The sequence below is a fragment of the Acidovorax sp. JG5 genome, from assembly GCF_017939685.1.
Lineage (GTDB): Bacteria > Pseudomonadota > Gammaproteobacteria > Burkholderiales > Burkholderiaceae_C > Acidovorax.
This window is the reverse complement of the sequence record NZ_JAGKSE010000008.1, coordinates 64,740-85,982: the sequence shown is the minus strand read 5'-3', so window position 1 is coordinate 85,982 and position 21,243 is coordinate 64,740. Positions and strand designations below refer to the sequence as shown.

Annotated in this window: 20 protein-coding genes; 4 read left to right on the top strand and 16 right to left on the bottom strand. The window is 67.5% G+C overall.

Features of this window, described 5'->3' with window-relative positions; genetic code table 11:
- Positions 1 to 93: 93 nt before the first annotated feature.
- A complete protein-coding gene (locus J8G26_RS10765; protein ID WP_210568913.1) occupies positions 94 to 801 on the top strand; it encodes a GntR family transcriptional regulator in 708 nt (235 codons plus the stop codon).
- Positions 802 to 909: 108 nt separating this feature from the next.
- Here the strand turns inward: J8G26_RS10765 and J8G26_RS10760 are convergent, their stop codons facing one another.
- From J8G26_RS10760 to J8G26_RS10740, 5 genes are all read right to left on the bottom strand, one after another.
- Positions 910 to 3,024 (bottom strand): acetate--CoA ligase family protein, encoded by a 2,115-nt coding sequence (locus tag J8G26_RS10760; RefSeq protein ID WP_210568912.1) that lies wholly within the window; start codon positions 3,022 to 3,024, stop codon positions 910 to 912.
- A gap of 76 nt (positions 3,025 to 3,100) precedes the next feature.
- On the bottom strand, positions 3,101 to 4,099 hold the full coding sequence (locus J8G26_RS10755) for a tripartite tricarboxylate transporter substrate binding protein (RefSeq protein WP_210568911.1): 999 nt from the start codon (positions 4,097 to 4,099) through the stop codon (positions 3,101 to 3,103).
- A gap of 61 nt (positions 4,100 to 4,160) precedes the next feature.
- Positions 4,161 to 4,553 carry an OB-fold domain-containing protein gene (locus J8G26_RS10750; RefSeq protein ID WP_210568910.1) on the bottom strand — a complete coding sequence of 131 codons (393 nt, stop codon included), beginning with the start codon at positions 4,551 to 4,553 and terminating at the stop codon, positions 4,161 to 4,163.
- Between the two features lie 3 nt (positions 4,554 to 4,556).
- On the bottom strand, positions 4,557 to 5,711 hold the full coding sequence (locus tag J8G26_RS10745; RefSeq protein WP_210568909.1) for a thiolase family protein: 1,155 nt from the start codon (positions 5,709 to 5,711) through the stop codon (positions 4,557 to 4,559).
- Positions 5,708 to 6,547, bottom strand: coding sequence for an IclR family transcriptional regulator (locus J8G26_RS10740; RefSeq protein WP_087743551.1), 840 nt, complete (start codon positions 6,545 to 6,547; stop codon positions 5,708 to 5,710). Before J8G26_RS10740 ends, J8G26_RS10745 begins: the two co-directional genes overlap by 4 nt.
- A gap of 219 nt (positions 6,548 to 6,766) precedes the next feature.
- Between J8G26_RS10740 and J8G26_RS10735 the strand changes: the two genes are divergently transcribed.
- Entirely contained in the window at positions 6,767 to 7,438 is a 672-nt protein-coding gene (locus J8G26_RS10735) for a histidine phosphatase family protein (protein WP_210568908.1), read from the top strand.
- A gap of 43 nt (positions 7,439 to 7,481) precedes the next feature.
- Here J8G26_RS10735 and J8G26_RS10730 read toward each other — a convergent pair whose 3' ends face one another.
- Both J8G26_RS10730 and J8G26_RS10725 read right to left on the bottom strand, forming a co-directional pair.
- A complete protein-coding gene (locus J8G26_RS10730; RefSeq protein ID WP_210568962.1) occupies positions 7,482 to 8,306 on the bottom strand; it encodes an NUDIX domain-containing protein in 825 nt (274 codons plus the stop codon).
- A 2-nt stretch (positions 8,307 to 8,308) separates the two neighbouring features.
- A complete protein-coding gene (locus J8G26_RS10725) occupies positions 8,309 to 9,292 on the bottom strand; it encodes a quinone oxidoreductase (protein WP_210568907.1) in 984 nt (327 codons plus the stop codon).
- 93 nt (positions 9,293 to 9,385) lie between these two features.
- On the opposite strand from J8G26_RS10725, the gene J8G26_RS10720 reads away from it, so the two are divergent.
- Positions 9,386 to 10,285, top strand: a complete 900-nt coding sequence (locus J8G26_RS10720; protein ID WP_210568906.1) for a DMT family transporter — start codon at positions 9,386 to 9,388, stop codon at positions 10,283 to 10,285.
- A gap of 80 nt (positions 10,286 to 10,365) precedes the next feature.
- Here J8G26_RS10720 and J8G26_RS10715 read toward each other — a convergent pair whose 3' ends face one another.
- The 9 genes from J8G26_RS10715 to J8G26_RS10675 form a co-directional block, all read right to left on the bottom strand.
- Positions 10,366 to 11,196: an SDR family oxidoreductase gene (locus tag J8G26_RS10715; protein ID WP_210568905.1), complete on the bottom strand. Its 831-nt coding sequence runs from the start codon at positions 11,194 to 11,196 to the stop codon at positions 10,366 to 10,368.
- A gap of 90 nt (positions 11,197 to 11,286) precedes the next feature.
- Entirely contained in the window at positions 11,287 to 12,204 is a 918-nt protein-coding gene (locus J8G26_RS10710) for a DMT family transporter (protein ID WP_087743539.1), read from the bottom strand.
- A 152-nt stretch (positions 12,205 to 12,356) separates the two neighbouring features.
- Positions 12,357 to 13,652 carry a DUF3422 domain-containing protein gene (locus J8G26_RS10705; RefSeq protein ID WP_087743537.1) on the bottom strand — a complete coding sequence of 432 codons (1,296 nt, stop codon included), beginning with the start codon at positions 13,650 to 13,652 and terminating at the stop codon, positions 12,357 to 12,359.
- A gap of 140 nt (positions 13,653 to 13,792) precedes the next feature.
- Complete coding sequence (locus J8G26_RS10700; protein ID WP_094098742.1) at positions 13,793 to 15,304, bottom strand: tripartite tricarboxylate transporter permease; 1,512 nt, start codon at positions 15,302 to 15,304, stop codon at positions 13,793 to 13,795.
- An 18-nt stretch (positions 15,305 to 15,322) separates the two neighbouring features.
- Positions 15,323 to 15,811, bottom strand: a complete 489-nt coding sequence (locus J8G26_RS10695) for a tripartite tricarboxylate transporter TctB family protein (RefSeq protein ID WP_087743534.1) — start codon at positions 15,809 to 15,811, stop codon at positions 15,323 to 15,325.
- 144 nt (positions 15,812 to 15,955) lie between these two features.
- Positions 15,956 to 17,749 (bottom strand): GspE/PulE family protein, encoded by a 1,794-nt coding sequence (locus tag J8G26_RS10690; RefSeq protein ID WP_094098743.1) that lies wholly within the window; start codon positions 17,747 to 17,749, stop codon positions 15,956 to 15,958.
- A 47-nt stretch (positions 17,750 to 17,796) separates the two neighbouring features.
- Positions 17,797 to 18,561: a spermidine synthase gene (locus J8G26_RS10685; protein ID WP_210568904.1), complete on the bottom strand. Its 765-nt coding sequence runs from the start codon at positions 18,559 to 18,561 to the stop codon at positions 17,797 to 17,799.
- Positions 18,562 to 19,137 carry a DNA-deoxyinosine glycosylase gene (locus J8G26_RS10680; protein ID WP_210568903.1) on the bottom strand — a complete coding sequence of 192 codons (576 nt, stop codon included), beginning with the start codon at positions 19,135 to 19,137 and terminating at the stop codon, positions 18,562 to 18,564.
- Between the two features lie 97 nt (positions 19,138 to 19,234).
- On the bottom strand, positions 19,235 to 20,065 hold the full coding sequence (locus tag J8G26_RS10675; protein WP_210568902.1) for a TatD family hydrolase: 831 nt from the start codon (positions 20,063 to 20,065) through the stop codon (positions 19,235 to 19,237).
- A 232-nt stretch (positions 20,066 to 20,297) separates the two neighbouring features.
- Between J8G26_RS10675 and J8G26_RS10670 the strand changes: the two genes are divergently transcribed.
- The gene (locus tag J8G26_RS10670; RefSeq protein WP_210568961.1) at positions 20,298 to 21,218 is read left to right on the top strand and encodes a trypsin-like peptidase domain-containing protein; all 921 of its coding nucleotides are present in this window, start codon (positions 20,298 to 20,300) and stop codon (positions 21,216 to 21,218) included.
- Positions 21,219 to 21,243 lie beyond the last annotated feature (25 nt).

The window sequence follows — 21,243 nt, the reverse complement described above, 5'->3', positions numbered from 1 at the left end:
GTCTGATTTTTCGATTTATTGTAGGACGATATATTAGGACGATATTGTCCAATATTTGGTTGGCAACTTCAGAGCCTCCCTATAATTTCCGCGATGAACCCTTCCGCCCCCCCCGAGAACGCTCTTTCTGCGGCCAATGCCGGCGATGCCCGCAGCGCCTCCGATGTGGTGTTCTATGGCGTGGTCAACGGCCTGGAAGCACAGCGTTTCGCGCCGGGCCAGCGGCTGGTCGAGGTGGACCTGGCCCAGCAGTTCGGTGTCGGCCGCAACTCGGTGCGCGAGGCGCTGCAACGGCTTGCGGCGGACGGCATCGTGGACACCTTTCGCCACCGCGGGGTGGCCATCAAATCCCTGTCGGCGCAGCAGACCCTGGACGTGCTCGACGTGGCCGAACGCATGACCGGGCTGCTGGCGCGCTCTGCCGCACGCGGCATCCAGGCGGGAAAAGCATCGCAGCCCATCGGCGCGGCGCTCGACCAACTGCGCGCCGCCGAAGACGAGGGCGACGGCGATGCCTTCGGCCGCGCCCGGCGCAACTTCTACCGCGCCCTGCTCGAAGCCAGCGGCAGCCTGGAACTCCGGCGGCTGTTCCCTTCGATCCAGATGCCCATCGTCTATGCCCAGCACCGCTTCGCCGCGCTGCAAAAGCTGCGCCTGCGGGACTATGTGGCCATGGGCCGCGCCGTGACAGACGCCGATGAAGAGGCTGCGGATGCGGCAGGCGTGAACCATGTGCGCAACGTGCGCGCGGAAATCCTGCGCAACATGGGTGCGCTCGCACCCGGTGGCGCGCCGGATTGAGCGGCCCCTGGCTCCCACCCAATACTTCAAGGCATTTTGGCCTCTAGCGCTTATCCTGTAAGCGCATGCAGCTACTTATTCAATAGCAAAATGCCACGAGCTGTGGCCTCAAGCGGGCTGCGCGCGGCCGGCCGGCGTGGGGACAGCGCATTCCACCAGCGCGTCCACCACGATGGCGCCGTCACCGGCGGCGCCCACCATCACCGGGTTGAGGTCGACGGAGGCGATGGCACCGCCGGCCCCGGCAATCACCTTCCCTACGGCCACCGCAATATCGGCCAGCGCCTGCACGTCCAGTGGCGGATCGCCACGCACGCCCCCCAGCAGCGGAGCGATGCGCAGGGTGCCCAGGGCGCGAACCACCTCTTCCTGGCTGAAGGGCGGCAACAGCACGGCGCAATCCTTGAGCGCCTCAACGTTCTTGCCGCCATCGCCCACCACGACCACCGGGCCAAAGACCGGGTCGATGCGCGCGCCCACCATGAATTCGTGGCGGCCCTTGCGGGTGGCGGCCACGATCACGCCGTCGCGCGCCACGCCCATCTCCGTCATCTTCGCGTCAAAGCGTTCGTACAGCGCACCCGTCTGCTCGGATGTGGCCACGCCCAGCGCCACCAGACCATGTTCGGTCTTGTGCGGCACCTCGGCAGAACAGGCCTTGACCACAGCGGGCGCACCGACGGCGTCGAACGCCACCCGCGCCTCCTGCGCCGAGCGGCACAGGTACATCGGGACGGTAGGCACGCCATGGCGCGCCAGCAGCGCCAGGCTGTCGGCCTCGTTGAGGAAGCCCTGCGCGCCCCTCGGAAGGGCCACCTCGGGCAGCGCGGGCCACGCCACGCGTTGCCGACGCATCAACGCCGTATGGTTCGCGACCTGTGCCAGCACACCCAGTGCCTCGCCCTCGTTGGGGAAAGTGGGAATTCCCTGCGCGCGAAACGGCTCGGCCACGCTCTCCTGCCAGGCAGCCACGGCCACGGGCTTGCCCGTGGTGGCCTCGAACGCTGCGGCATCGCGCGCAAAGGCCTGCACGTCGTAGCCCGCGCCGGCCACGGGAATATTGATAAAGAAAAGATCGGCCGCCGGATCTTGCGCCACCTCCGGCAGCACCTTGCCGAACAGGCCACTGTCGCTCAGCAGCGCCGCGGTGACATCGATGGGATTGCTGGCCGTGGCAAAACCCGGCAACTGGGATGCCACAGCGGCCTGCGTTTGCTGCGACAGCTCCGCCAGGGGCAGACCTTCGTCTTCTGCCGCATCGGCGCCCATCACACAGCTGGCGCCCGAGTTGCTGATGATCACCAGGCGCCTGCCCTCGGGGCGCCAGCCCTTGAGGTAGGCCTGCGCCGCGCGCGCCTGCTCATGCGGGTCGCGCACGCGCCAGATGCCGTGGTGGCGAAAGAACGCATCCACCGTGCGGTCCTCGTTCGCCAGCGAGCCCGTGTGCGAGGACGCGGCCTTCTGCCCCAGCGCCGAACGCCCCGCCTTGATGGCAATGATGGGCAGGTCGCGTTCGCGCGCATGGGCGGCCGCGGCGGCCAGCATCTCGGGGTTGGCGATGCTTTCCAGGTACAGCAGCAGCAAACGCACGTCAGGGTCGTGCGCCACCGCCAGCGCCAGCTCGCCCGCAGTCACGTCGGCCTCATTCCCCGTGGCGTGTACGTGCCGCACGCCCAGGCCACGCCCGCGCAGCAGGCCGTAGGTCATGGCGCTCATGCCGCCGCTCTGGCTCACGATGCCGATGGGGCCGTCCATGGGCGGCACTTCGATGAACATGGTGGAAAAGCCCGCGATGGCGCCGGTGCCAAAGTTGGCCAGCCCCTGCGTATTGGGGCCATACAGCCGCATGCCTGCAGCGCGCGCCTGGGCCACCATGTGGCGCTGCAGCTCCATTCCCTCCGGGCCCGTTTCGCCAAAACCCGAAGCGATGATGACGGTCGACTTCACGCCGCGTGCCGCGCACTCCTCCACGGCCGCCACGGTCTTGTCACCCCCCACCACCACCAGCGCCAGATCCGGAACTTCCGGCAGGGCCGACAGCGAGGCATAGCTCTTGTAGCCCTGGATCTCCTCGCGCGCCGGATTGACCGGATAGATGGCGCCTTGAAAACCATGGCGCTGCATGTAATAGATAGGCCGCCCGCCGATCTTGTGGATGTTGTCCGAGGCGCCAATGATGGCGACCGAGCGCGGCTGCAGCGCAGAAGTGAGAAGGTCAGTCATGGTGAGAACCGGCGCGGGCAACGCGCCAGAGAATGAGGGTGGATGGAATGAACGAGGTGGATGAAGGCGTGCTGGCTCAGTCGATCTTGGCGCCGGAGGTCTTCACCACCTTGGCCCACTTATCGACCTCGGCCTGCAGGAAGGCGCCATAGGCCACCGGTGAGCTCCAGGCCGCGGCAAACCCCTGGGCGTCAAAGCGCTGGCGGATGTCGGGGCTCTCGAGCACTGCCTTGAGCTCGGTGTTCAGCCGCGCGACAACTTCCCTGGGCGTGCCGGCGGGGGCCAGCAGGCCGTTCCATGCAATGGCCTCGTAGCCGGGCAAGCCGGACTCCGCCACCGTGGGCAGGTCGGGCGCAACAGCCGAGCGTTGGGCGCTGGTCACGGCAAGGGCCTTGAGCTTGCCCCCCTTCACATGCGGCATGGATGACAGCATGGTGTCGAACATCAGGTCCACCTGCCCTGCCATCACGTCGGTCAGCGCAGGCGCACTGCCCTTGTAGGGCACATGGGTCATCTTCACCCCGGCCATGGCGCTGAACAGTTCGGCCGACAGATGCGTGGACTGGCCATTGCCCGACGACCCATAGTTCAGCCCGCCGCTGCGGCTTTTCGCCAGCGCGATGAGTTCCGCCACATTGTTGGCGGGCAGGGCCGGGTTCGCAACGATCACCAGCGGGCCGCCAGTGAGCTGCGAGATGGGCGCGAAGTCCTTGAGCAGAGAATAGTTGAGCTTGGCAAACAGCGCGGGGTTGATGGCGTGCGCCGTGGTGGCCACCACCAGCGTGTAGCCGTCTGGCGCGCTGCGTGCCACGGTCTCGGCGCCCAGGTTGGCCCCTGCACCGGGCTTGTTGTCCACCACGAACGGCTGGCCCAGGCGCTCCTGCAGCTTTTGGGCCACGGCGCGCGCCACGATATCGGTGGGGCCTCCCGGCGGGTAGGGCACGACCAGCTTGACGGGCTTGTTCGGGTAGTCCTGCGCAAAGGCCAGCGGTGCCGCCGCGGTGCACAGCGCGGCGCAGGCCATGCCGATCCAGTGGCGGCGGGAAGTCAGGGGGGAAATTGCAGTGCGCATCATGGTTTGTCTCCTGTATTGGTTTATTACGAATGCCGATCCAAGAACGCGAAATCAAAAAGTTCTAGGTCACTGGCGCAAAACGCACCAGCGTGCGCCCCTGGTGCTCGAAGAAGCCCGCATGCACGCGGTCGCCAATGCGCACGCCTGGCACGGCATGTGCCATGAGGCGCGGCCCTTCGTCGAGCTGCACGATCACAAGGGTGTACGGTGCCAGCGCACGGAATTCGTCGGACGGAGCGCGCGCCACCTCGGTGACGGCGCACACCGTGGCCGCGCCCGCAGCGTCGCGCCAGTGCAATCCACCGCGCTCGCCGCAGTGTTGGCAGGCATACCGTGCCAGCGTCTGCGCGCCGCCGCAGTGGGTGCATTGCTGGTAGCGCAGCAGGCCCTCGCGCAGGCCATCGGTGAAAGGGGCGGCCAGGGGGCGCGCGGCGGTGGTTTCGGGGGCACTCATGGCTCAGTCCTCGCGCGAAAGGATCAGGCTGACATGGGACGACATCACGCCCCCGTCGGCATGGATGAAGGCCGTGCGCGGCGGCGCGATCTGGCGTGCACCGGCCTGGCCGGTCATCTGACGCCAGGTTTCCACCGCGTGCGCCAGGCCGCCGGCCACACCGCAGTGGCCAAACGACAGCAGGCCGCCGTGCGTGTTGAGTGGCAACGCCCCGGTGGGGGCAAAGTCGCCCGCACGGGCGCGCTGGGCAGCCCCGCCGCGGGGGGCGAAGCCAATCTCTTCGAGCAGCATGACCAGCGTGATGGTGAACGAGTCGTAAATGCCCAGGTAGTCCACATCACCCAGGCCCAGCCCGGCCTCGTCAAAGGCGCGTTGCGCCGCCTCGGCAGCGCCGCACTGCATCACATCGCCCATCGCCGTGAGGTGCTGGTGGCGGTGTGCCTGGCCGGCGCCCACCATGGCGACCGCGCCCTGCGCTGCAGGCTCTGCCGACACGACGAGCGCCATGGCCCCGTCCGAGATCGGGCAACAGTCCAGCAGCGACAGCGGCCGGGCAATCGGCTTGGCGGCCAGCACCTCCTGCAGCGTGATGGGCGTGCGCAGGTGCGCGTCCGGGTGATGGGCCGCGTTGGCGCGCATGAGCACGGCAAATTCGGCCAGATCCTGCGACGTGACACCCGTGCGGTGCATGTACTGCGAGGCCATCAGCGCGTAATACGCGGGCACCGACGCGCCGTTGGGCACCTCGTAATCGGCATCCCCCACCTGCGCCAGGGTCTGGATGGAGCTGTCGCGTGACTGGCCCGTCAGGCGGTTTTCGCCCCCCACCACCAGCACATTGCGGCAGCGGCCCGAACGCACCAGCTCGCGCGCCGCCATCAGCATCGCGGCGCCCGAGGCGCCGCCCAACTGCAACCCGTGTGCATAGTGAGGCCGCAGCGCCAGGCGTTCGCAGAGCAGCGTGGACAGCATCAGGTGCGGCAGCGTGGTGGCGTAGCCGCACAGCACGCCGTCGATCTGATGGCGCCGCAGGCCACTGGTCTCGATGGCCTGCGCAGCGGCCACGTCCATCAGATCGAGCGCGCTGCGCCCCTCGTGGCGCCCGAAAGGCGTGCCGCCTGCGCCGCGCAGGTAGGCGGACCGCAAAGCTGTCGTCATTTACATGTCTCCTTGATGGGGGATGCAGGTCGGCGGTCGGCGCGCGTGGCTTCGGCCCAGCGCACCTGGCAGACCGTGGCCTCGTGCAGCAGCGCCTGCGCCAGCGCCGGCTCGCGCGTGAGGATGCGCTCGTTCAGCGCTGCAATACTCAGTGCCGCCACGGGGCGGCCCTCGGGGTCGAGGATGGCAACGCCAATGCCGCCCATGCGCTCGACCACCACATCGAGCAGCACAACAAAACCGCGCTCACGCGCCTGGTCGATGCGTTCGCGCAGGAGCGCGGGGGTGATGCGCGGGTAGCGATCGAGCTGGCCCAACAGCGTCTCCAGCGCCGCCTCGCGCTCGTCATCGGGCATCGCGGCAAGCAACGCCAGACTGCCCGCACCCACGCCCAGTGGCCGGCGGCTGCCCACGGTGAGGTAGTTGGCGCGGATGGGGTAGGTGCCCTCCTCCACGTCAATGCACAGTGACTCCACACCGCTGCGAATCGAGAGCACCACGGTGTCCTGGAACACGCCCGCCAGGCGCATCAGGCTGGGCCGTGCCAGAGGGCGCGGGTCAAAGCGCCGCAGCGCCGCAGCGCCCAGCACCGTGAGCTCGGGCCCCAGCGTGAACTGCTTGCTTTGCGCGTCGCGCTTCACAAAACCCTCGCGTGCCATCACGTCGAGCAACCGCAGCGCCGTGGCTTTGTCCAGGTCTGCCGCCGACGCAATGTCGGTCAGGCGCAGGCTGCCGCCTTCGGACATGACGCGCAGCACGCGCAAGGCACGCTCCACCGACGAGGTGGCACCTCGTTCATGGGTGATGACCGCCTTGGGGCGGGTTGAAGTGGACATGGAGTTTCTTTCGGTGAAACCATCAAGACAGTTCACGCAATTTAGAGCCACACCATCCCATAGTCAAAACACGGCGATCAAGTTTTATTGAATGAAATTTCAGCCACCCACGGGATGGTGGCCGCCACACCAGCGCACGGCGTCAATTTGCTCACTATTTGATAGCACAAGTCGCACCAGCGACAAGGGCGCAGGCCCTGTGCAAGCCACAATCGCGCCATGGGAACCCTTTACCTTGTGCGCCATGGCCAGGCCTCGTTTGGTGCGGACGATTACGACCAACTCAGCCCGCGCGGGCGCCAGCAGGCGGTGCGCCTGGGCGAGCACTGGCGCACACAGGGCCAGGCGTTTGACGCCATCCTCACCGGCACCCTGCGGCGCCACACACAAACGCTCGAAGGCATTGCCGAAGGCCTGCAGATCACCCCCGAGCCGCTGCAGATGCCCGGCCTCAACGAATACGACAGCCTGGCGCTCATCCGCGCCATCCACCCCCAGCCACTGCCCAAACCCGATACACCCGAGCGTTACCGCCAGCACTTCCGCCTGCTGTGCGACGCGCTGGCGCAATGGATGGCGGGCGTGATCAGCCCGCAGGGCATGCCCAGCTGGGATGCGTTTGCGGGCGGCGTGCGCGCCGCACTCGACCATGTGCGCCACCAGCACGCGGGGCACAACGTGCTGCTGGTGAGCAGCGGCGGCCCCATTGCGGCGGCGGTGGGCGAGGTGCTGGGCACGGCGCCCGAGGTGACCATTGCGCTGAACATGCGCATCCGCAACAGCGCCGTGACGGAGTTCAGCGTGTCGCCCAAGCGGCTGATGCTGCAGACCTTCAACACCCTGCCGCACCTGAACGGGCGCGAGCATGCCGACTGGGTGACGCACGCCTGAAAGGCGGATCCGCGCAGTAGGATGCCCTGCCGCAGACGGCTTCTCAAAGACCCAAGCAAGCGCCCAGCACCAGCGCGGCCTCCAGCGTGAAGTCGCCCGCGGCCATGCGTTCTTGCACCTGCGCCAGGCTCCACAGCTCGAAGCGCTCCACCTCGCCATCCTGGTTGCGGGGTTCCAGCCCGCCGGGCACGGTGCAGCGAAACCAGTCGATGCGCTCGACCATGTAACCCACGCCGCCGCCCTCGCGGCTGGGGCGGCTGAAATGCACCTGGCCGCCATGTTCCGGGCCGTGCAACTGCGGCAAGCGCAAGCCCGCCTCCTCCCAGGTTTCGCGCTCCAGCGCCTGCTGCAAGGTGTCGGCGGCCGAGACCATGCCGCCCATCAGCGTGTCCCACATGCCCGGGTTGTTGGGCTTGGTGCGGGAGCGCTGCTGCACCCACATGCGGCCATCGGGCGCCCGGCCCACCAGGTGCACCGCCCGCGTGGCAATGCCCAGCACGCGCACGGCGCCGCGCTCCACGGTGCCCAGCCGCTCACCCCGGGCATTGCACACCGCCAGCTGCTCGTCGCGCCAGGGGCCGCACCGGCCCTCGGCGCGCAGGGCCTGCGCCAGCAGGTTCAGCGCGGGCGTGACCGCGTCGGGTGGCACATCCAGGTGCCACACCACGCCACCCGATTGCTCCTGATTCAGGAGCTGGTAGCGCTTGTCAGAAAGGCGCCAGAGATCAATTGGATTCAACACCCCTGACGCCACCGACCCCACGGCCTGCCCCGCCACCCACAGCGGCTGGCGCGCTTGCGCGGGCGGCTGGCGGGCGGCCGCGCGGGCTGCGGCCAGCCAGTCGGCGGCAGATGCGGCGGCGGCCAGCGTCACAGCGTGAGGATGGTGGATCCGGTGGTCTTGCGCGCTTCCAGGTCGCGGTGCGCCTGCTGCACTTCGGCGAGCGGATAGCGCTGGTCGATGTGAATCTGGACTTGGCCGCTGGCCACCACCGCAAACAGGTCGTCAGCCATGGCCTGCGTGCCTTCGCGCGTGGCGATGTGGCTGAACAGCGTCTGGCGCGTGACGTAGAGCGAGCCCTTGGCGCCCAGCGAGCCCGGCGCGAACGGCGGCACCGGGCCGGAGGCATTGCCAAAGCTGGCCATCAGGCCAAACGGCCGCAGGCACGCTAGCGACTTGTCCCAAGTGTCCTTGCCCACCGAGTCGTACACCACCTTCACGCCCTTGCCACCCGTGATCTCTTTCACGCGCGCGGCAAAGTCTTCGGTGGCGTAATTGATGGCGTGGGCCGCGCCATTGGCCAGCGCAAGCTGGCACTTGGCATCGGTGCCGGCGGTGGCGATGAGCTGCAGGCCCAGGGCGCGGGCCCACTGGCAGGCAATCAGGCCCACGCCACCGGCGGCGGCATGGAACAGCACAAAGTCACCAGCCTGCAGGCCTTGCACGGGCAGCGTCTTTTTCAGCAGGTATTGCGCCGTCAGGCCCTTGAGCATCATGGCCGCGCCGGTCTCGAAGCTGATGGCGTCGGGCAGCAGGCACACGCATTGGGCGGGCATCACGCGCACTTCGCAATAAGCGCCGGGGGGCTGGCTGGCATAGGCGGCGCGGTCGCCCACCTTGAGGTGCGTGACGCCCTCGCCCACGGCTTCGATCACGCCGGCGCCTTCCATGCCGATGGTGGCGGGCATGCTCAAAGGGTACAGGCCGGTGCGGTGGTACACGTCGATGAAGTTCAGGCCGATGGCATGGTGGCGGATGCGGATTTCGCCCGGCCCGGGCTCCCCCACGGCCACGTCAACCAGGTGAAGTTCTTCGGGGCCGCCATGCTGGCGGATCTGGACGGCAAGGCTCATGAAAACGGTCTCCTGTAATGGGTTTGAAAAGTGGGCGCCATCCTGCCATGAATCTGCAAGCCTTGCCCGCCGCAGCGCCGTTACAGTGGCGGCATGACACAACGACTGACGCCCGGCACCGCGGCGCTGCTGGTGACGGCGCCGCTGCTGTGGGCCGGCAATGCCGTGGTGGGCCGCATGGTGCACGACCTGGTGCCGCCCATCACCCTCAATTTTCTGCGCTGGGTGCTGGCCCTGGCGCTGCTGCTGCCGCTCACGCACCGTGTGCTGCGCCCAAGCAGCCCGCTGTGGCCGCACTGGCGGCGCTTTGCCCTGCTGGGGCTGCTGGGCGTGGGCCTGTACAACGCGCTGCAATACCTGGCGCTGCAGACCTCCACACCGATCAACGTGACGCTGGTGGGCTCCAGCATGCCGGTGTGGATGCTGGCGGTGGGCGCGCTGTTTTTTGGCGTGGCCGTCACCCGCCAGCAGCTGGCGGGCGCGACCCTGTCGATGGCGGGCGTGCTCACCGTGCTCAGCCGCGGTGAGTGGAGCCAGCTGCTGGCGTTGCGCCTGGTGGTGGGCGACTTGTTCATGCTGCTGGCCACCATTGCGTGGTCGTTCTACAGCTGGCTGCTGGTGCGCACCACCGAGCCCGCCAGCCTGCGCGGCGACTGGGCGGCCTTCCTGGCCGGGCAGATGGTGTTTGGCCTGGCCTGGTCGGGCGCCTTTGCCAGCGCCGAGTGGGCCACGGGGCACACGCACATCGCATGGGGCTGGCCGCTGGCGGCGGCGCTGCTGTTCATTGCCATCGGCCCGGCGCTGGCGGCCTACCGCTGCTGGGGCATTGGCGTGCAGCGGGCCGGGCCGGCAGTGGCCGGGTTCTTTACCAACCTGACGCCGCTGTTTGCAGCCTTGTTGTCGGCCGCGTTTCTGGGCGAGACACCCAGCGGCTACCACGCCGTGGCGTTTGCGCTGATCGTGGGCGGAATTGTGGTGTCGTCGCGGCGCTGAAGGGTTTTGAATAAAAACAACCGCCAGCGCTTTGTGGGTAAGCGCAAGCAGCTATCAAAAACAAAGCATCCCCAACGCTGTCAGAACGTGCCAGGGTAGGCGCCGCCGTCGGCCAGCAGGTTCTGGCCCGTCATGTAACCCGCATGCACGCTGCACAAAAATGCGCAGATGGCGCCGAATTCTTCGGGGGTGCCAAATCGGCCAGCCGGAATCTGCGCCTGCTGGGCGCGGCGCACGTCGTCCAGGCTTTTGCCGGTCTTGGTGGCGGCCGCGCCCAGCGTGGTGGCGAGGCGGTCGGTGTCGAACTTGCCGGGCAGCAGGTTGTTCAGGGTCACGCCCTGCGCCGCCAGCTTGCTGCGCGCGGCGCCGGCGACAAAGCCGGTGAGCCCGCTGCGCGCGCCATTGGACAGGCCCAGGATGTCAATCGGTGCCTTCACCGCGCTGGAGGTGATGTTGACGATGCGGCCAAAGCCCCGCGCGGCCATGCCGTCCACCGTGGCCTTGATGAGCTCGATGGGCGTGAGCATGTTGGCGTCCACCGCCTTGATCCAGGCGTCGCGGTCCCAGTCGCGAAAGTCGCCGGTAGGCGGGCCACCCGCGTTGGTCACCACGATGTCGAAGTCGCGCCCCGGCCCGCCGGGCACCGCAAACACGGCGGCCCGGCCTTCGGGGGTGGTGATGTCGGCAGGCACCGCCAGTACCATGGGTTTTATGCCATTTTGACCTCTGGCGCTTGCTGCGTCTGCGCTAACAGCTATTAATTTGGAAGCAGCCAACTGCAGCGCATCGGCATTGCGCGCGTTGATGACCACGTTCACCCCTTCGAGCACCAGCGCCTGCGCGCAGCCAAACCCCAACCCTTTGCTGGCGCCACACACCAGCGCCCACTTGCCCGCGATACCCATATCCATAAAAAACTCCCGATGACTGGCTGCAACACGCAGCCGTTTCAAATCATAAGTGGGGCTTGGCAGCCCGGTCGGGCGCCCCCCCGCGTCGCCTCAGCGCGACATGCGCGTGAACACAAAGATGCCGGCCATCACCAGCGCGGTGCCCGCCGCCACCCACAGCGTGAAGGGCTCGCCCAGAATCCACACCCCCATGAAGATGGTGGACAGCGGGCCCACCATCCCGGTCTGCGCAGTCATGCCGGCGCCAATGCGCTCGATGGCCATCATCACCATCAGCACCGGCGCCGCCGTGCACAGCGTGGCGTTGAGCACCGACAGCCAAATCACCTCCGGCGCCACCACCGCAGCGCTCAGGGGCCGCAGCAGCACGAACTGCAGCAGGCAGCACAGGCAGGCCACCGTGGTGGCCAGGCCCACCAGCCGCAGCGCGCCGATGCGCTGCACCATCTCGCCGCTGTAAACAAGGTAGATGGCATAGCTCACGGCGCTCAAGAACACCAGCAGCGTGCCCCAGGCCGCATCGGCGCCCTGCAGTTGGGCCTCCAGGCCAAACACCAGCACCACGCCGCAGTAGCTGATGGCCATGCCCAGCGCCTGGCCCCAGCGGATGCGGCGGCCATACAGCAGCCAGCCGAGCATCATCACCAGCGTGGGGTTGAGGTACAGGATGAGCCGCTCCAGGCTGGCGCTGATGTAGGCCAGCCCGGCAAAGTCGAGAAAACTGGCCAGGTAGTAGCCCGTGACGCCCAGGCCCGCCACGCCCAGCCAGTCGCGGCGCAACAAAGGCGGCTTGCCCCGGCTGGCCCACCACGCCATGACGGCAAAAATGGGCAGCGCGAACAGCATGCGGTACATGATGAGCGTGACCGCGTCCACGCCATGGCGGTAGGCCAGCTTGACGATGATGGCCTTGCCGCTGAAGGCGATGGCGCCGAACAGCGCCAGCAAGAGGCCGGTTGCTACATTTTTTCTAGCTGCTTGCGATGGTTGGGATAGGGCTGTAGGCACTTTTTACTTAAAACTCACGCAAACGCATTCAAAAACCGGCAGCGCGCTCCCCCAAGGGCCTGCACCGCCCACCGAGCGGATGCCCGCATACAAGGGCAGTCGCCGGATGGCATGGGGCCATTATCGGCGGCACGCCCAGGGCACGCTGGGCCTCAATGGGCATGGAACACCCGGTGGTGCAGCCGCCGCAGCGACCACCACACGCCCACCGCCACCACCGGAATCGCCACGGCCGCCGTGGTCTCGGACGACAAGGGCCAGCCCAGCTTTTGCGCGCCCTTGGCCAGGTAGCTCACCAGCCCGACGATGTAGTAGGTGATGGCCGCCACCGACAGGCCTTCCACCGTGGACTGCAGTTGCAGCTGCAGATCCTGGCGCTGGTTCATGGTGGCCAGCAGGGCCTGGCTGCTTTGCTGCTGCTCGATCTCGACGCGCGTGCGCAGCAGGTTGCTCATGCGCGAGACGCGCTGCGACAGCGCATCCTGGCGCCGCGTGGCCCACTCGCAGGTGCTGCGCGCGGGCGTCAGGCGCCGGTCCATGAACTCGCGGATGGTCTGCATGCCCGCCAGGCGCGATTCGGCGATGTCCTGGATGCGGCGGTCCACCAGCTCAAAATAGGCGCTGCTGGCCGAAAAGCGTGAGTGCGTGGCGGCGTACTGGCTTTCCACCTGCCCGGCCAGGCGGGTCAGGCGGTCGAGCAGCGCGGGCTCGGCATCGCGGTTGGCGGTGCGGATGGCATCGGCCAGCGCGGCCAGCTCGCGCTCGGCAAAGGCCAGCACCGTGGTGGCCTCGCGTGCGGCGGGCAGGCCCAGCAGGGCGGCCATGCGGTAGGTTTCGATCTCCAGCAGGCGCTGCACCAGGCGGCCCAGGCGGCGCGGCGCCATGCCGCCCGCCAGCAGCACCATGCGCGAGAAGCCATCGGCGTGGATGGCAAAGTCGGTGTACAGCTCGCCATGCCCGTCGGCCACGGTGGAGGCCACCAGCGTGTCTTCGTGCAGCACATGCTTGACCAGCGAGCCCGAGCCAAACTGCTGCGTGGGCAGCACCCACAGGTTCAGGCTGCACAGGCAATGGCCCGGCAGGGCGGCCAGCCATTCGTGTGGAACCACATCGATGGCGCTGGTGGGCTCGCGCTCGCCAAAGGCCTCGGCGGACGCCGGGACCATGAAGGTCCAGGTGACGAACTCGGTGTGCAGCTCCCAGCGCAGCCGAAAAGCACCCAGGTCCATCCGCAAGTGGGTGGTCTGGGCATCGGGCAGCGCCATGTGGTGGTCGCGCAGCAGTGCCGCCACATGGGCGCGGCTGGCTTCGCGGCCCGCCGCATCGGCCAGCATGACGATGTGGGCAATGGCCAGCGGTGCTGCCAGGGCCTCGGGCGGGCGGGCGTGGATCTCGTTGTGCAGCATGACCCGGTGCGGGTGCTGCGTGGGGCGGTTGGGTGGTTGCATGCGGTCCTCGGTGCGCCATTGTGTACCGGGCCTTCGCCCTTTCCACCGAGTCACCGCCCCAAAAAGCAACGGCACCCGAAGGTGCCGCTGTGCTTGCAGCCGGGGCCCGCCCTGCGGGACCGGCGAACGGGGTAAGGGGCTCAGTCTTCGACGAAGGCCTCTTCGCGCTTGTTCTTCACGGCGGGCAGCAGCACGATGACGAGCAGCAAGGCAGCAGCCGCCAGCAGGCCGGCCGACAGCGGACGCGTGACAAACACGCTCCAGTCGCCGCGCGACAGCAGCAGCGCACGGCGCAGGTTTTCTTCCATCATCGGGCCCAGGATCAAGCCGAGCAGCAAGGGCGCAGGCTCGGTACCCAGCTTGTGGAAGATGTAGCCAATCAGACCAAAGATACCCACCATCCAGACGTCAAAGGTGTTGTTGTTGGTGGAATACACACCCACCGCGCAGAACAGCACGATGGACGGGTACAGCCAGCGGTAGGGCACCGTGAGCAGCTTGATCCAGATGCCGATCAGCGGCAGATTCAGAATCACCAGCATGGCATTGCCGATCCACATCGAGGCGATCAGGCCCCAGAACAGCTCGGGGTTGCTGGTCATCACCTGGGGACCCGGCTGAATGTTGTGGATGGTCATCGCACCCACCATCAGCGCCATCACGGCGTTGGGCGGAATGCCCAGCGTCAGCAGCGGGATGAACGAGGTTTGCGAACCCGCGTTGTTGGCGGCCTCAGGCGCAGCCACTCCGCGGATGTTGCCCTGGCCAAAGGGCACTTCGCCGGGGTGCAGCTTGGTTTTCTTCTCAATGGTGTAGGCAGCAAAAGCCGACAGCAAGGCACCGCCGCCGGGCAGGATGCCCAGGGCAGAGCCCAGGGCCGTGCCACGCAGCACCGCGGGGAACATGCGCTTGAAGTCCTGCGCCGTGGGGAACAGGCCCTCGACCTTGGCCGTGAACACCTCGCGCTCGTCTTCGGGGCGCGAGAGGTTGGCAATGATTTCGCCATAACCGAACACGCCCATGGCGATGGTCACGAAGCCGATGCCGTCGGTCAGCTCGGGAATGTCAAAGCTGAAGCGGGCCACGCCCGAGTTCACGTCGGTACCCACCAGGCCAATCAGCAGACCCAGCACGATCATGCCCACGGCCTTGAGCAGCGAGCCCGAGGCCAGCACCACGGCGCCGATCAGGCCCAGCACCATCAGCGAGAAGTATTCAGCAGGGCCGAACTTGAAGGCCACTTCGGTCAGCGGTGGCGCAAACGCCGCCAGGATCAGCGTGCCCACGCAACCGGCGAAGAACGAGCCCAGGCCAGCAGCCGCCAGCGCGGGCCCTGCCCGGCCCTTGCGCGCCATCTGGTAGCCGTCGATCACGGTCACCACCGAGGACGATTCGCCCGGCAGATTCACCAAAATGGCGGTGGTGGAGCCCCCGTATTGCGCGCCGTAATAGATGCCGGCCAGCATGATCAGCGCCGCCACGGGCGGCAGCGCGTAGGTGGCGGGCAGCAGCATGGCGATGGTGGCCACGGGGCCGATGCCAGGCAGCACGCCGATCAGCGTGCCCAAAAGGCAGCCGACAAAGCAGTAAACGAGGTTCTGAAACGTGAAGGCGACGCCGAAGCCGAGCGCCAGGTTGTCAAACAATTCCATAGTGTGGGTGCTCCTGCCTTAACCGGAAATAAAACTGGGCCACACCGGGAACTGAAGCTTCAGCGCCCAGACGAATGCCACATAGCTGCCCACGGCGAGCACCGTGGCAAGTACAAACACCGACTTCGCATGGAACTCGTTGCCTGCCAGGCTGGCAATGAAGGTCAGCGCATAGATGCCGACGATCAGGCCCATGGCGGGAATACCCAGGCTGGGCAGGCCGGCCAGCAAAATGCCGAAGGCAAAGTTGGCGGCCAGAATGAAGAACAGCGGCTTCCAGGCCCATTTGCCGATCTTTTCACCGTCCACGGTTTCCACCACGGTGGCCTTGAACGTAATAACGCCGCCGATGATGGCCAGCAAAATACCCAGCAACAGGGGGAAATAGCCCGGTCCCATGCGGGCGCCGGTGCCGACGTTGTAAGTTGTGGCGCCCCAGGCGAAGGCCACGCCGACGCCCATGAACATGAGGCCGGCAAAAAAGTCTTTTTGACTCTTGATTTTCACGAATGTCTCCTTGGCGGAATCTCAACCACGGGATTGTGCGGGGAATGTGGGCGCATAGCGATGTGGATTCCACCTACATCCCGTCACAATCGCCGCCCGCTGCGGTGCGGCGCCCTGGGTGAGTGCGGGTTTACCCCGACTTGATCAATCGAGCGGCGGCGTCGCCGCAATCACCTCGTCCAGCGTGGTCAGCCCTTCGGCCACCCGCAGAGCGCCGGCCAGGCGCAAGGGGCGCATGCCGTCGGCCACCGCCTGGCGGCGCAGCACCTCGATCGAAGGCGCCTGGGTGATCTTGTCCTTGAGCGCCTCGCTCACCGTCAGCAGCTCGTAAAGCCCCATGCGCCCCAGAAAGCCCCCCATGCGGCAGTCCACGCAGCCCACGGGCTTGTAGGGCTGGTAGGCGCCCGTGATCTTCCAGGGCTTGACCACCTCGACCAGCGCCTCGGGGGTGGCCAACGTATCGGGCTGCTTGCACTGTTTGCACAGCGTGCGCACCAGCCGCTGGGCCAGCACGCCCAGCAGCGTGGCGTTGATCAGGTAGGACGGCACGCCCAGCTCCATCATGCGGGTGATGGCCGAGGGTGCATCGTTGGTGTGCAGCGTCGAGAACACCAGGTGGCCCGTCAGCGCCGCCTGGATAGCCATCTCGGCGGTTTCCAGATCGCGGATTTCGCCCACCATGATGATGTCCGGGTCTTGGCGCATCAGGGCGCGCAGGCCTTCGGCGAAGTTGAAGTCGAGCTGCGGCTGCACCTGCGTCTGGTTGAAGCTGGGCTCGATCATTTCGATCGGGTCTTCCACGGTGCTCACGTTCACCTCTTCGGTGGCCACGCGCTTCAAGGTGGCGTACAGCGTGGTGGTCTTGCCCGAGCCGGTGGGCCCGGTCACCAGGATGATGCCGTGCGGGCGCTTGACGAGCTGCTCCCAGCGCTGCGCGTCGTGCGGCGCGAAGCCCAGCGCGTCGAGATCCTTGACGGTGTTGTCGGGGTCAAAAATCCGCATCACCATCTTCTCGCCAAACGCCGTGGGCAGCGTGGACAGGCGCATTTCCACCTCGTCGCCGCGCTGGTTGCGGGTCTTGATGCGGCCGTCCTGCGGGCGGCGCTTTTCCACCACGTCGATGCGGCCCAGCAGCTTGATGCGCGACACCATGGCGTTGTGCACGCCCATGGGCATCTGGTAGACCGGGTGCAGCACGCCATCGATGCGAAAGCGGATCACGCCCTGCTCGCGGCGCGGCTCCAGGTGGATGTCGCTGGCGCGCTGATCAAAAGCGTATTGCCACAGCCAGTCCACCACCTTCACGACGCCCTGGTCGTTGGCATCGAGCTGCTTGTTGCTTTGGCCCAGCTCCACCAGCTGCTCAAAGCTGCTGCCCCCCGAGTTGCCGCCCGCCTTCTGCGCCGCCCGCACCGATTTGGCCAGCGCAAAAAACTCGGCCGTGAAGCGGTGAATATCCTGCGGGTTGGCCACCACCCGGCGCACCGTGCGGCGCGACTGGCGCTCCACCTCGGCCACCCAGTCGTCGATGAAGGGCTCGGCCGTGGCCACCACCACCTCCTTGGCCGTCACCTGCACCGGCAGCACCTTGTGCCGCTCGGCATACGAGGCGCTCATGGTGTCGGCCACGCGGCCCACGTCCACCTTGAGCGGATCGATGCGCAGGTAGTGCAGCCCGGCGCGCTGGGCCAGGTATTCGGTCAGCGATTCAATATCGAGCGGCTTGCCATCGCTGGCGCGCGCCATGGCGACGCTGGCCAGCCGCACCAGCGGATGCTGCGAGCTTTCGGCCTGCGAGCAGCGGGCGATGGTGCGGTGCGCCTCTTGCGGCGAGATCACGCCATCGGAGCGCAGCCAGCCCACCATGCTGCGCCAGTCCAGCGGACCCGCATGGGCCGCAGGCGCAGCGGGCGCGGGGAATTCGGTGAAGGTTTTCATCAGGGGCTTCGGTGTTCAGTTCAATGGCGAGGCGGAGCGGCGGACGGTCAGCCCGCCACGGGTTTGAACACGCGCAGCCATTTGGCCGAAGGGATGTCCCAGCGCGCCTGGATGGCCTCGGCCCGCGCGGCCAGCTCGGTGCGCTTGGGCCGGCTGGGCGTGCGCTGCGCCAGCACCACGGTGTTGCCCTCGCGGGTGGGCTTGAAGGCCCACAGGGCGTCTTCGCCAAAGGCGCTGGCCATGCTCTTGAGGCTGCGCTCGAAGCTCGATGCCCGGCCAAACAGGTTGACGGTCATGCAGCCGTCTTCGGTCAGCAGGGCGCGGCAGTCGGCGTAAAAGTCGGGGCTGTCGAGCACCGGCGCCGCGGCTTCGTGGTCGTACAGATCGACCGCCAGGGCGTCCACGGTGCCCAGCCACATCGGGTTGCGGATTTCCTCGGCCGCATCGGCCAGCACCACGCGCAGCTTGGGGCCATCGGGCGGCAGCTTGAACCACTGGCGGCACACCGCCAGCACCTGCGGGTTGAGCTCGATGGCGGTGGTGCACAGGCGCAGTTTCTTGTGGCAAAACTTGGTGATGGCCCCGGCCCCCAGCCCCAGCTGCATGGCGTGGCGCTTGGTGACACTGGCGGGCTCAACAAACAGCAGCCAGGCCATCATGCGCTGCACATACTGCAACTCGATCTCGAACGGCTCGGCCACGCGCATGGAGCCCTGGATCCAGGGCGTGCCCAGGTGCAGGTGGCGCACCTCGCCATCGTCAGAGACGCTCACTTCGGGCAGTTCAACTTCGGTCTTTTTATTGCGGGCCATTCACACCAATCCATGCCGGGCCAGCAGTTCGGCCCAGGCGTTCAATTTACGTTCAAAACTCCACGACGCGTTGGCTGGGCTGGTGGAAGGCAGGCGGTGCACCGCCACCCCCAGCAACGCCGTGCTGCGCGCATGCTTGAAGCTCTCCCCGCCATTGTGGGCGATGGCCGCCAGCCGGGGACAGCGCGCGCGCAGGCTGGCAAAGTCGTTGACCTGCGCATTGCGGATGCGGGTGTCCAGGCTGCCCACCCGCTCACAGCTGGCGTACACGTCCCACAGGCCCAGCCCGCGCGCCAGCAGCCAGTCGCAGCGCTCGCCATAGTGCGCTGCGCCGGGCAGCGGGTGTTGCGGCCAGAGCGCCTGCAGGATGCGCCAGAAATGGTTTTGCGGGTGCGCATAGTATTGCCCCGCCCGCAGCGAGGCCGCGCCCGGAAAGCTGCCCAGCACCAGCACCACCGTGCGTTCGGACACCACGGGCGCCAGCCCCGCCAGGCGCTCGCCGCCGGACGGCAGGAGCGGGCTGTGCACATCGCGGGGTCGGGTGGACCGGCCCACAGCCGCCTTGTTTTCCTTCATGCGCCCATTCTGGCCTGAAATCCAACACACACCTCGGTCACTATCAAATAAATAGCTACCAGCGCTTATCTGGAAAGCGCCAGCGGCCAAAAACACCTCAAACTTCCTGCACCAGCCCGGCCAGCCGCGGCAGCGCCGCACAGGCGTTGGCGGTGCTGCCGCGCGCCAACTCCGCCAGCGGCATCCCGCGCAGGCCCGCCACCACCGCAGCGATGCGCGGCAGCTCGGCCGGGGCGTTGCGCCCCTGGGGTTGTCCGGCGGCCCGCTGCCCGGCCGTGGTGTAAAGCCAGTGCGGCGGGATGTCGGGCGCGTCGGTTTCCAGCACCAGCGCCGATTCGGGCAACTCGGCCGCCAGCCGGCGCAATTGCAGTGCCCGGTCATAAGTCACCGCGCCGCCAAACCCCAGCTTGAAACCCAGCGCGATGAACGCCTGCGCCTGCTGCAGGCTGCCGTTGAAGGCATGGGCAATGCCGCCCGGCACGGCAATGTCGCGCAGGCCCTTGAGCAGCCTGTCCGCCGAGCGGCGCACATGCAGGATCACCGGCAAGTCAAACCGGCGCGCCAGTTGCAGCTGGGCACGGTAAAACTGCTCCTGCCGCGCGAGGTCAAGGCCCTCGGCAAAAAAATCCAGCCCGATCTCGCCGATGGCCACCAGGCGCGGGTCATGGCGGTGCTGCTCCAGCGCCTGGGCCAGCAGCGCCAGGTCGGCATCGGCCGCCCGCGCGGTGCAGAGCGGGTGAATGCCCAGGGCGTAGCTGTCGCCATGGTGGTGCGCCAGCTCGCGCACGGCGTCCCAGTTGGCGCGCTCCACCGCCGGAATCACGCAATGCGCCACGCCCGCGGCAGCGGCCTGCTGGCGCACGGCGTCGCGGTCGGCGGCGAACTCGGCGGCGTCCAAGTGGCAATGCGTGTCGATAAAAAAAGGCATGCCGCCATGATGCCGCACCCGCGCCCGCCCCACAGCGGCCGGCGCGCCCAGCGCACCATGCCAGAAGGCGGATGCACAAATCAGCGATCCGTGCTACTGTCAAATCCGTGCGCCACGCCCTGGCGCGACATGCCTTTTCCTCACCCCCGCGCGCCAGCACCGGCGCGGCGCCCGCAGCCCATGGGCATGCGCGCCGGGACAGGAAATGGCCATGGAACCAGAAGGTGACAGGATGCCCCGGCCCGCCCTCTACAGCAGTTCCCGCCCCACCCGGCGCCCGGCAGAACCGGCGGCCGAATCCGCAGGCACGCCGGAGCCGTCGCCATCGCTGGCGCAAGCTTCCGCACCATCCACAGCCACCACCGCCCAGCGCAACCGCCTGCGCGCCCTGTGGGCGGCCGTGGTGCTGCTCACCGCGCTGCTGCTGGCCAGCCTGTGGCTGCACCCGGGCGCAGCGCCGCGCCGCATCACGCAGGACGACATCGACGCCGCCGTGCTGCGCACCCTGGAAACCACCACCTTGCCATCGCCCGCCGCAGCAGCGGTGGAGGCCGTGGCGCCGTCGGTGGTGCGCGTGGTGGGCTACATGCGCAGCAAGAACGGCAAGACCGAGGTCGAGCGCGGCGTGGGCACCGGCGTGGTGATTGTGGATTCGGGAATCATCCTCACCAACCTGCATGTGGTGCAGGGCGCCAGCCGCATCACCATCACCTTCCACGACGGGCTGGAGACCACCGCCAGCGTCACCGGCGTCCAGCCCGAGAACGATCTGGCCGTACTCCAGGCCCACAAGGTGCCCGACGACCTGGCCGCCGCGACGCTGCGCTCCACACAAGACCTGCGGGCGGGCGACCAGGTGGTGGCCATCGGGTTTCCGTTCGGCATCGGGCCGTCGGCTTCGGCGGGCGTCGTGTCGGGCCTGGACCGGGAATTCGAATCGCCAGAAGGCAATCGTCCACTGACCAACCTGATCCAGTTCGATGCGGCCGCCAACCCCGGCAACTCGGGCGGCCCGCTGGTCACCATGGACGGCGAGGTGGTGGGCATCGTCACCGCCATCCTCAACCCCACCGAGGCCCGCACCTTCATCGGCATCGGCTTTGCCGTGCCCATTGAAAACGCCGCGGCTGCGGTAGGGATGCCGCCGTTCTAGTCTCCACCCGTTTCTGCAAGGACGC

Coding starts and splice junctions, on each gene's coding strand:
- J8G26_RS10755 (WP_210568911.1), bottom strand. CDS start 4,099: ATGATGCGCACTGCAATTTCCCCCCTGACTTCCCGCCGCCACTGGATC.
- J8G26_RS10745 (WP_210568909.1), bottom strand. CDS start 5,711: ATGACGACAGCTTTGCGGTCCGCCTACCTGCGCGGCGCAGGCGGCACG.
- J8G26_RS10750 (WP_210568910.1), bottom strand. CDS start 4,553: ATGAGTGCCCCCGAAACCACCGCCGCGCGCCCCCTGGCCGCCCCTTTC.
- J8G26_RS10685 (WP_210568904.1), bottom strand. CDS start 18,561: ATGGCCCGCAATAAAAAGACCGAAGTTGAACTGCCCGAAGTGAGCGTC.
- J8G26_RS10735 (WP_210568908.1), top strand. CDS start 6,767: ATGGGAACCCTTTACCTTGTGCGCCATGGCCAGGCCTCGTTTGGTGCG.
- J8G26_RS10765 (WP_210568913.1), top strand. CDS start 94: ATGAACCCTTCCGCCCCCCCCGAGAACGCTCTTTCTGCGGCCAATGCC.
- J8G26_RS10675 (WP_210568902.1), bottom strand. CDS start 20,065: ATGCCTTTTTTTATCGACACGCATTGCCACTTGGACGCCGCCGAGTTC.
- J8G26_RS10740 (WP_087743551.1), bottom strand. CDS start 6,547: ATGTCCACTTCAACCCGCCCCAAGGCGGTCATCACCCATGAACGAGGT.
- J8G26_RS10670 (WP_210568961.1), top strand. CDS start 20,298: ATGCCCCGGCCCGCCCTCTACAGCAGTTCCCGCCCCACCCGGCGCCCG.
- J8G26_RS10760 (WP_210568912.1), bottom strand. CDS start 3,024: ATGACTGACCTTCTCACTTCTGCGCTGCAGCCGCGCTCGGTCGCCATC.
- J8G26_RS10715 (WP_210568905.1), bottom strand. CDS start 11,196: ATGGATATGGGTATCGCGGGCAAGTGGGCGCTGGTGTGTGGCGCCAGC.
- J8G26_RS10725 (WP_210568907.1), bottom strand. CDS start 9,292: ATGAGCCTTGCCGTCCAGATCCGCCAGCATGGCGGCCCCGAAGAACTT.
- J8G26_RS10705 (WP_087743537.1), bottom strand. CDS start 13,652: ATGCAACCACCCAACCGCCCCACGCAGCACCCGCACCGGGTCATGCTG.
- J8G26_RS10690 (WP_094098743.1), bottom strand. CDS start 17,749: ATGAAAACCTTCACCGAATTCCCCGCGCCCGCTGCGCCTGCGGCCCAT.
- J8G26_RS10680 (WP_210568903.1), bottom strand. CDS start 19,137: ATGAAGGAAAACAAGGCGGCTGTGGGCCGGTCCACCCGACCCCGCGAT.
- J8G26_RS10700 (WP_094098742.1), bottom strand. CDS start 15,304: ATGGAATTGTTTGACAACCTGGCGCTCGGCTTCGGCGTCGCCTTCACG.
- J8G26_RS10720 (WP_210568906.1), top strand. CDS start 9,386: ATGACACAACGACTGACGCCCGGCACCGCGGCGCTGCTGGTGACGGCG.